Annotated in this window: 9 protein-coding genes; all 9 read right to left on the bottom strand. The window is 59.7% G+C overall.

Going from position 1 to position 8,769, the window contains the following annotated elements; translation table 11 throughout:
- Positions 1-3: 3 nt before the first annotated feature.
- Genes bphC through QZY06_RS13940 form a run of 9 tightly spaced genes read right to left on the bottom strand, consistent with a single transcriptional unit; the run spans position 4 to position 8,749 of the window.
- On the bottom strand, positions 4-915 hold the full coding sequence (bphC, locus tag QZY06_RS13980) for a biphenyl-2,3-diol 1,2-dioxygenase (protein WP_295685568.1): 912 nt from the start codon (positions 913-915) through the stop codon (positions 4-6).
- 47 nt (positions 916-962) lie between these two features.
- Positions 963-2,465, bottom strand: a complete 1,503-nt coding sequence (locus tag QZY06_RS13975; RefSeq protein ID WP_295685565.1) for an aldehyde dehydrogenase — start codon at positions 2,463-2,465, stop codon at positions 963-965.
- A 41-nt stretch (positions 2,466-2,506) separates the two neighbouring features.
- Entirely contained in the window at positions 2,507-3,787 is a 1,281-nt protein-coding gene (locus QZY06_RS13970; RefSeq protein WP_295685563.1) for a Rieske 2Fe-2S domain-containing protein, read from the bottom strand.
- The gene (locus QZY06_RS13965; protein ID WP_295685560.1) at positions 3,784-4,332 is read right to left on the bottom strand and encodes an aromatic-ring-hydroxylating dioxygenase subunit beta; all 549 of its coding nucleotides are present in this window, start codon (positions 4,330-4,332) and stop codon (positions 3,784-3,786) included. Before QZY06_RS13965 ends, QZY06_RS13970 begins: the two co-directional genes overlap by 4 nt.
- Positions 4,333-4,357: 25 nt before the next feature.
- The gene (gene hcaB / locus QZY06_RS13960) at positions 4,358-5,173 is read right to left on the bottom strand and encodes a 3-(cis-5,6-dihydroxycyclohexa-1,3-dien-1-yl)propanoate dehydrogenase (RefSeq protein ID WP_295685557.1); all 816 of its coding nucleotides are present in this window, start codon (positions 5,171-5,173) and stop codon (positions 4,358-4,360) included.
- A 13-nt stretch (positions 5,174-5,186) separates the two neighbouring features.
- Positions 5,187-5,780, bottom strand: a complete 594-nt coding sequence (locus tag QZY06_RS13955; protein WP_295685555.1) for an aromatic-ring-hydroxylating dioxygenase subunit beta — start codon at positions 5,778-5,780, stop codon at positions 5,187-5,189.
- Positions 5,781-5,793: 13 nt separating this feature from the next.
- Positions 5,794-7,152, bottom strand: a complete 1,359-nt coding sequence (locus tag QZY06_RS13950) for an aromatic ring-hydroxylating dioxygenase subunit alpha (protein WP_295685552.1) — start codon at positions 7,150-7,152, stop codon at positions 5,794-5,796.
- The gene (locus QZY06_RS13945) at positions 7,149-7,757 is read right to left on the bottom strand and encodes a 2-hydroxychromene-2-carboxylate isomerase (protein WP_295685550.1); all 609 of its coding nucleotides are present in this window, start codon (positions 7,755-7,757) and stop codon (positions 7,149-7,151) included. Before QZY06_RS13945 ends, QZY06_RS13950 begins: the two co-directional genes overlap by 4 nt.
- Positions 7,758-7,762: 5 nt before the next feature.
- Positions 7,763-8,749 (bottom strand): dihydrodipicolinate synthase family protein, encoded by a 987-nt coding sequence (locus tag QZY06_RS13940; protein WP_295685571.1) that lies wholly within the window; start codon positions 8,747-8,749, stop codon positions 7,763-7,765.
- Positions 8,750-8,769: the final 20 nt, after the last annotated feature.

Raw genomic sequence — 8,769 nt, 5'->3', positions numbered from 1 at the left:
TGCTCAGCGCCCATCGAGCTCGATATCCATTCCATAGCCGGAAGCCTCATTGCCATGGCCGAAAATATCGCCGTGGTAGTACTCCTGCTGGGCCGCGGCTTTGGCAGCGCCCCAACCCAATTCCCACAGCCAACCGGACGGATTCGCGTGGTAGAACGTCAGGGCCTTGTCGTTCGAGTGCTTACCAAGTTGAATAGCGACGTCGATCTGACGTTTGCGCACCAGATCATGCGCGAGGCCGAGATCGTCGAGATCGGTGTACTCGATCATCAGGTGGTTGATGCGCTTTGGCATCGGCCCCAGGCCAAAGGCGATCGAGTGCTGCCTGCTATTGCAGTGCATGAACGTCGGGGTTGCCGTCATTCCATTGGGCAGCGGCAGCTTGTACTCTACCGATCCCACGAGTCCTAATGCGCGATAGAACTTGTAGGCAGCCACGTCGTCGCTCTGGCGAAGGATGCAGTGACCAACGCCTTCTCCGCCGGTCACGAATCGGCCGTACATCGGGCGACCTGGATGGAAAGGCTTAGCAGCATCAACGCGGGGGCCCCAGAAAATCTCGGTCTGAATGCCACCCGGATCCATGAGCTTGATTAGGCCGAGAACATGACGCTCCTTGGCCTCGGCTTCGGTGCCACGCTTGCAGGCATACCCGGCCTGTTCGAGCTTCTGTGCCATCGCATCGAGGTCATCTGGGCCACCCACTCTCCAGCCAATGTATTCCAGATCGTCCGTGGTGCCGACGTGCGCAACGATGCGGTGATGCCACAGGTCCATGCGCAGGTAGAAGCGATCGGTCTCGCCTTCGTCTACCACCTGCATACCTACCACTTCGGCGGCATATTGCTTCCAGGCCGCGACATTGCTCACTGACAAACCGAGATAGCCCAACTCTGTAACTTTGACGTCTGACATGGAAAATTCCTGTACTTGATCGAAGATTCTTGATTCGTATCCGACTCTCAGCTTCCGAACACGCCGATCGGACCTTCGTCGAGATTGATGATCACGCTCTTGGTGAGCGTGTAGTGATGCAGTACTTCTTGCGCGAACTCGCGTCCGAAGCCACTCTGCTTGTACCCACCCACCGGCATCCCGGGAACGAAGTTGTAGTAGCGGTTGACCCAGATCGTGCCGGTCTCGATGGCTTGGGAAATTCGATGCGCGCGACGCAGGTTCTGCGTCCACAAGCCTCCCCCGAGCCCGTACGTGGAGTCGTTGGCCATGCGAACGACTTCCTCGTCGTCCTTCCAGGTAATCACCGTGGAGACCGGGCCAAATATTTCTTCCTGCGCGATACGCATATTGTTCTTCACGTCGGTGAAGATCGTCGGCTCGATGAAATAACCCTTGTCGAATCCGGGAACCTTTGCAGCCTTGCCACCCATGAGTAGGGTTGCTCCTTCCTTGGGGCCGAGCTCGAGATAGCTGCTGATCTTGTCGAGTTGCATCTTAGAAGCCTGCGGACCCATCTGAGTGGTCGGGTCAGTCGGATCGCCGAGCTTGACCTTTCGCAGCACGGCCTGGAATCTTTCGAGGAATGCGTCCTTGATCTTTTCGTGTACGAACACTCGGCTGCCGGCCAGGCAGACCTCACCCTTGTTCAGCACGACCGACATCGCAGCACCTTCTGCCGCGGCATCAAGATCGGCATCCTCGCAGACAATATTCGCGGACTTGCCGCCCAGCTCCATGGTCTGCGGAATCACGTTGACCGAGGCGTACTGGATCAGCTTCTGTGCGGTCGGACGTGAGCCGGTGAACGCCACCTTGCGCACCTTCGGATGCGTGACCAGGACCTCGCCAATGTTTGGGCCAAAGCCCGTGATGACGTTAACCACGCCCGGCGGAATGAGATCCGCCATCTCTTTGAAGAATTCCATCACGCCGAGGCAGACAATCTCGGAGGGCTTAAGCACGATGGTGTTACCTGCCGCAAGCGCCGGAGCGATCTTGGCCGCCATCATTATCAACGGCACATTCCACGGAATAATCTGCGCGCAAACTCCCAGAGGCTCACGGTGCACGATGCCCAGCGCCGTGGCGGTGCTGATCGATTCGCCGTGCAGGTGAAACGCCGAGCCGGCAAACATCTCGAACTGCTCGATCGCCATCGGCAGATCGAAGTGCATCGCTTCCATCAGCGGCTTGCCGTTGTTGAGCGACTCCAGCATTGCGTAATCCTTGATGCGCGCGCGCAGTCTGCGCCCCATCTCGAACAAAATTTCCTGTCGCTGGTGCGGTCGACTCTGACGCCAGGAGGGAAACGCAGCTGAGGCCGACTCGACCGCTCGCACAGCATCCGCTGCGTTGCCGGACTGGATTTTCGAGAGCAGCGAACCAGTGGCGGGGTTGTACAAGCCAATCGTCTCGCCGCTCGCACCGCCCTCCCATTTTCCGTTGATGAAGTGACCGTACTCGGCCTGATATAGCTTTGAAGTCTGTGTCGGTTCTGGCTTGCCCATTTTTGATCTCCTCGCAGAACTACAGTTGTTGTTAAGCCCGATCACGACGCCAGTAACGTGAACTTCATAGCGCGCCGGTAGTAATCCCAGTAACTAATAATTGGTGCCTCGTTGACCAAATTCTCTTGAGGCTCGCCCTTGCGACCACCCATGGCGATATAAGACGTGGCTTCGCCATCGCGCGCGATGGCTTGCTGCACGAGCTCCATCGCTTCGCCGTCCTCCATCGAGATCAATCCGCCTGGGCCGACCAGATTCATCTGCTTGAGTCGGGAGCCGCGTGCCTCCGTGCTGTCGTCCGCATAGCCGAAGTACGTCCAGACCAATTCCATCTGGTCGACGGCACGCGGCAGCATCTGGCGCACGGCCAGCGAGTTCGCGATCTGATGCACGACCAGATTGGGAAAGATCGCCAGGATCACCAGCGATACTCCGTCCGAAAAATCCGGTGTACCGGTAAGCAGAGATGGGTCTTCAAGTGAGAATTTCCCTTCTTGGTAGGTTCGCAGTCCCCCGGTCGAAACCTCGTCTTTGGATTCAGTCTTGGTCGCCGTAATCAGCGAATGCCGGCCCTGCGTATCCATCTGGCACCCGCCCTTCTGAGTCGAGCGATATAAGCCGAACGTCGCGTGGAACAGATGCAACAGGCTGCCGTGGTAGGCGTCGCGCGTGTTCTCGGAGTACAGTTTCCAGTTGGCGTGCATTACCTGGCGTTCGTCGCCAAGCAATTCGATCGGGCGGCCGAAGATGCGATCCAGCATCGCGCATACCTCGGCACCGAGGTAAGTCTCCAGCGATTCCACTTCGCTGTCGCGGGCGAAGCTCGCGAAAATCAGGCCGCAATAGGTTGCTACGCGCAGAGGTGGTAGTCGGTGCTCCTTCATGTCGAAGCTTGACGGCATGCCGCCCTCACCACCCAGACCGCGACGAAACGGCACGCCGCGCAGATTGCCTTCCGCGTCGTAAAGCCACTGGTGATAGATGCAAGTGAATGCATCAGCGTTGCCTCTGCGATCGCGGCAGACCATCGCACCGCGATGCGCACAGCGATTGACCCATGCGTGGATGACGCCGCCGCGATCACGCGTCACGACCACCGGCGTGTCGCCGAGATAGGTCGCCTTGAAATCATTCGGTTCAGGCATCTCTGCTTCGAGGCCCAGAAAACTCCAGTGCGGTCCGCGGAAGATGCGCTCCTGCTCGCTGTTGAAGATGCGCGGATCGGTGAAGACCTGATACGGAACCTGCATCTGGTCCGTCTGCTTCCACACGATCAGCGGATCGACATGTGCGGGAATCGGCGAACCCGTTGCGGTGTTCATATTGGGAGCACGAGCAAGGTATGGATACGGTCGTTATCGGCGACGACGCGACGCTTGCGGAAGCGCAGTCCCTGATCCGTCAACGCCAGCGTATCGGTTGCTCGTCCTGCACTGAACAGCACAGCGTCGCCTTCCACGGCCAGCGTGCGCGTCACCAGATAGTTGCTCTCGACGCTCACCGAGGACTCGGTACACTCTCCAACCAGGAGATCAGTAACGAGGTGACGGTAGTACTGCCGGGCATACACGTTGGCGTGCCGCAGCGATATAACCCGGTCCCGCATCATGCCGGCGCCCTCGCAATGCATCGCCGTGGCGGGCAGATTGCGCTCCGCATTTTCGCGCGTGACCAACTCGTAACAGCCGTCGAACGTGAAGAAATCGGGCCACTCCTCAAGGCGGTCGCCGTCGATGCAGGCACAGTAGGCCTGTATCAACTGCGTCGCTTCGAAAAACAGATCCGCAAGCGAAATCGCTCGAAGATCGTCCCCGTGATGCCAGGCTCGAAGGCGTGGCCCTTCCCTAGCCCTAATTGCTGCCGTCACGACGCCGCTCCTCGTGCCTTGGCAATCAAAGCGCATCGCCTCCGCGGATGTTCACGATCCCGCGCACTCCGAGACCACCATCAGTGTTGATGATTGCGCCCGTAATGGGACCCGCATCGGTTGCGGATGCGAGCAGTACGTAGGGTCCGCAGTAGTCCTCTGGCTTCGGCGAAATTTGCAGCGGCGTGATGTCGCACAGCATCTGATCCAGACCCTCGACATCCGCGAGCGATTGCGCTCCCGTGCCGTTTGCCTGCAGACCACGCAAGTTCGTCTTCATGCCGCCGGGCGCGACGCCATTCACCCGTACCTTCGGCGCGAGTTCATGCGCAAGCTGTCTCACCAGGCCGACCACCGCATGTTTCGATGCGGTGTAGATCGGACCGCCACCTCCAGGATAAAAGCCAGCGTTGGAGATCGTGAATATGATGCTGCCACGGACTTTCACCAGTTCCGATAGTGCTGCTCGCGCGCCGAGGAGGCCGCCCTTGACGTTGACGGCAAACAACTCGTCGAACGCTGCCCCGAGCCTGTCGCCCTCGTACTGCGGCAGCGCTTGAAAGAAATCGAAAATGCCGGCATTGGCGATGAAAGTATCGAGTCGTCCGAAGCGGACAACCGTGCACTCAACCGCGCGCGCATTGTCGGCATAAACCGTGACGTCGCCGACAATCGCCTCGACCTGCGTGCCGAAGTCAGCGCGCAAGGCCTCCGCGCGGGCGGCGCTCGATTCCAGAACTGCGACGCTCGCGCCTTCGCGCAGAAAGCGCTCTACTAGCGCGCGGCCAAGGCCGGAACCGCCACCGGTGATCAGCACCACCGTGTTCTTCAGTCCGTTCATGATTGCTTCCGAGTCAAAGGAACAGCAGTAGGTTGCGACCCGCAATGGAGCGCTCGTCGAAGTCGATACGCCGCTGTACCAGCCTCATAGTGCCGGCCGGGCAGCGCCGTACGATGTCTTCACGGCAGCACACGAACTGGTCGACCTCGTAGGCGCGCCGGCTGCGCTGAGCCAGCAGATTGGAACGCACTGCAAGTTCATCCTTTACGCCGGTCCGGAACACCTCAAGGTTCGAGACCAGGCGGCGATACCGCTCCGGTGGATCGGTGCGCCACTGCATGCCCGACTCGAACTGTGCAACGCGAGCTTTCAGGAAGCCGAGGTCGTCATTGAAGATGTAGACCTCGGAGGGTGCTTCGTAGCGGCGTTCCTTGCGATAGCGCAGCTGGCGACTGACCACGACGTAACGGATCGTCGGATCGAGCACCTGCTCAATCCATTCAGAAAACTGCTCGGTATCGAGCAGGCGTGCCTCCCGATGCAGCAGGCGCTCGACCTCCCGGCAGGCAGTGTCATCGATACATGGCTCGAACTTGCCGAACTCGAGCGGCAAAGGGGCATGACGAGAATCGGTAGATACAGAGGCAGCAACCGTGGATTGTCCCATGATGTGTTCTCCTTCAGGCCGGGCCATGCCCGGCGTCCGGAGCAACGCCGGCCTCGGTGAGCTCGCGCTTCCAGGTGCTGTCGCCACGCCTCATATCTGCCCAGGTCGCGGCATTCATGGTCTCCCCGTAGAAACGGAAGTAGCCGCGATACGAGGTCTCGCCGATGGCCGACTCGCCGACGATGCCGGGCAACTCTGGATCCTCGCGGTCGCCGCCGATACCCATCTGGGCGTTCATAAATCCCTGGCGTGTCATGTAGCCGCGCGAGAGCTGCGACTCGGATTCCATATTGTCGTTGTCGTCCGCCTCCCAGTAGCCGGCGGTGCCGAAGGTGCGGTGCATCGAATCGGCGATACGCTGTTTAAGGTCTGTCGGCATGTCCTGCTCGACGATCGCCCAGGTGAAGCATTCCGTACGATTCGGCCCATGCGGTTGCCAGACCTTGAATAGGTTGGAGCCCCAGAGATAGGTGTTGTTCGGAAAAACCGAGCCATTGATGTGTGAGCCGTAGTAACGTGCCCTTAGCGCGCCGTATGCTTTTTCGATGGCAGGCCGCTTCTTTGCTTGCCATGCCAGGATGTCATTCGCCAGTGGCATGTCGTGCGCGCCGGGGTTGGTGTCGTAAAGGATGCCGAGACCGTGTCCATAGCGCGTGGCAACCTGCAAGCCAGCGCCTTCGGGTGGCAGGCCCGCATTGCCGGACATCGGGGCCAGCAAGCCGCCGCCCGCTTTCAGTGCAGCAGCGTGAGTCCAGCCAACGTGATAGGCGTCGCCGACGAAATTTTCACTTGGAGCCTTCCAGTTGCAATGGACCATCGAACGGCTGGGTGGACCGATCAGTTCCGCACCTCCATTGGCTTCCATCCAGATATCCAGATACCACCGAGCTTCGCCGAGATAGTCGGTCAGGCTCGGCGCCGCGGGGTCGAAGCAACCGTAGACGAAGCCGTGATAAGAGGACACGCCTGCAACTTCGCGGAGCCCGTGCGAAGATTTGTCGAGCCGGCCCTTGTACAACTCCTTCTCGAATGGCACCGAGTTCAGTGCACCGTCTGCCCCATACGACCAGCCGTGGTAGTTGCACACGAAGCTGCGTGCGTTACCCGCTTCTACGGGGCAGATTCTGGCTCCGCGATGACGACAGGCATTCAGGAACGCTTTGATGCTCCGATCCTTCTGGCGGACGACGATCACTTCGTCCATTCCCATGCGCGCAGTGACGAAATCGCCGGGATTTGGAATCGCATTTTCGTGTGTCAAAAACAGCCAGCAACGTGCGAAGACCCGCTCCATCTCCGTCTCGAACACGTCGGAATCGTGATAGATACGGGCGCTTTGCAGCCCGCGTGGCACGTCGATCAGCGCACTCATTGCCTTCCTCCGTCGTTCTTGATTGCCGCCAGCCGCTCTTCGAGAAACACTAGTCGGTCGTTGCCCCACCACATCTCCTCACCGAGCATCATCGTCGGTGCTCCGAAGACACCGCGCCGATGCGCTTCCTGGTTGTCAGTCGCATAGCGGTCATGTGCCTCGGGCGAGTCCAGGAACCGCAGAAACTCAGAGACGTCCCAGTTCATTGAATGCGCGACGTCTGCAATCAGTTCCTCGTTGCCCATATCGCCGCCTTGGCCCCATGTCGGCAGCCAAGCGGTGCGCAGGTAGTCTTCGGCCCGGCCGCGGTTGATCGCGAAGTAGAGTCCGAGATTCAGGCGCTCCGATTTGAGAGTCTTCGGAAAAACCAGCGGAACGTCATAGCGTCGCGCCCAGCGCTGCAAGTCGGTCATCAGATAGCGGAGCTTCACTGGCATGCTGACGTTCGGCGGCGCCGTATTTCCGACGGCAAGCTTGGCCGCAGGCAGGTCGATTGCGTGATAGTTGATCTTGAAATCGTACCTGTCCGCCAACGCCGGAAGTTGCGTGTGTGCGAGATACGCAAACGGGCTCATGAAGTCAAAGTAGAAGTCGAGTATTGGCATATGCATTAGGCGCCGCTATGCTCGCGGTGCAGCGCAGACCAGCGACGGCCGGATTCGCGTGCACCTTCCAAATAGGCTTCAGGAATGAGTGTGTACGGAGGGCGGCAAGGGCCAGCCTTCATCCAGCCGGCTGCATCCATACGCGCCTTCTCCAGCCCGATGTTGTACATCGAGAAATCCTTGAATGAGCCATTCGGGAATAGCGTCTGATAGGTGCGACCGATCGTATCGGTCAGACGCTTGGCCGTGGTCCAGTCACCGCTCTGACGGGCGATGGCGACGGCATCGCGTAACCGGATCACCGGAGCCGGTCCACAGACCGCACCACTCGTCCAGAACGCAGTGCAGAAGTCGGGATCAATGCGCGCGGCCGCGTAATAGTCCACGTCGATCGGCAGGAAGCGAATCTTCTTCTGGCTCAGGTTCAGGTCAGGCACGAGCGCACCAACGCCCAAGTATTTCGCGGTGATCACTTGTGGAATCTCTGCGACCTGCGCCCAGAAAGTGCGCGGGAACTCAAACTTGAACGCCTCGTGATTGGCGTAGACGCAGATCGCGGACTCGGGGCAGGCCTCGGCGACATCGCGATAGAACTGCACCGCCGTGGGCACATCGGGCGCGCACCACATTGGCGGGCCGATCATCACACCGTCCAGACCCAGTTCGAGCGCAGCACGCGTCTGACGCACTGTCTCTCTAGTCGACAGCGAGCTGGTACCGCCGAACACCGGCACCCGGCCTCGTGCGGTCTCAGCGACCACGCGCATGAAGTCGTGCTTTTCGTTCCAGGTTAGCGTCGCACATTCACCCAGCGAACCGAGCGACAAGATGCCATCGACTCCGGCTGCGATCAGGCCATCGACGATCCGTCCCGTCTCTGCGAGGTCCACGGTGTGCTCGGCGCGGTAATCGGAAGCGTTCGCCAGCGAAGGCGTGGGCACGATCGCCCAGCAGCCTTGTATGTCCTCAACCGTGAGTCTTGGTTGTTTCACTTGCTGATCCTCAAAGGATA

Source organism: uncultured Nevskia sp. (genome assembly GCF_903885465.1).
GTDB lineage: Bacteria > Pseudomonadota > Gammaproteobacteria > Nevskiales > Nevskiaceae > Nevskia.
Note: the sequence above shows the minus strand (reverse complement) of the source record. Positions and strands in the feature narration are given on the sequence as shown.

Bases quoted from the DNA above. Each gene is read 5' to 3' on its own strand.
- QZY06_RS13970 (WP_295685563.1), bottom strand. From the start codon at position 3,787: ATGAACACCGCAACGGGTTCGCCGATTCCCGCACATGTCGATCCGCTG.
- QZY06_RS13955 (WP_295685555.1), bottom strand. From the start codon at position 5,780: ATGGGACAATCCACGGTTGCTGCCTCTGTATCTACCGATTCTCGTCAT.
- bphC (WP_295685568.1), bottom strand. From the start codon at position 915: ATGTCAGACGTCAAAGTTACAGAGTTGGGCTATCTCGGTTTGTCAGTG.
- QZY06_RS13950 (WP_295685552.1), bottom strand. From the start codon at position 7,152: ATGAGTGCGCTGATCGACGTGCCACGCGGGCTGCAAAGCGCCCGTATC.
- hcaB (WP_295685557.1), bottom strand. From the start codon at position 5,173: ATGAACGGACTGAAGAACACGGTGGTGCTGATCACCGGTGGCGGTTCC.
- QZY06_RS13945 (WP_295685550.1), bottom strand. From the start codon at position 7,757: ATGCCAATACTCGACTTCTACTTTGACTTCATGAGCCCGTTTGCGTAT.
- QZY06_RS13975 (WP_295685565.1), bottom strand. From the start codon at position 2,465: ATGGGCAAGCCAGAACCGACACAGACTTCAAAGCTATATCAGGCCGAG.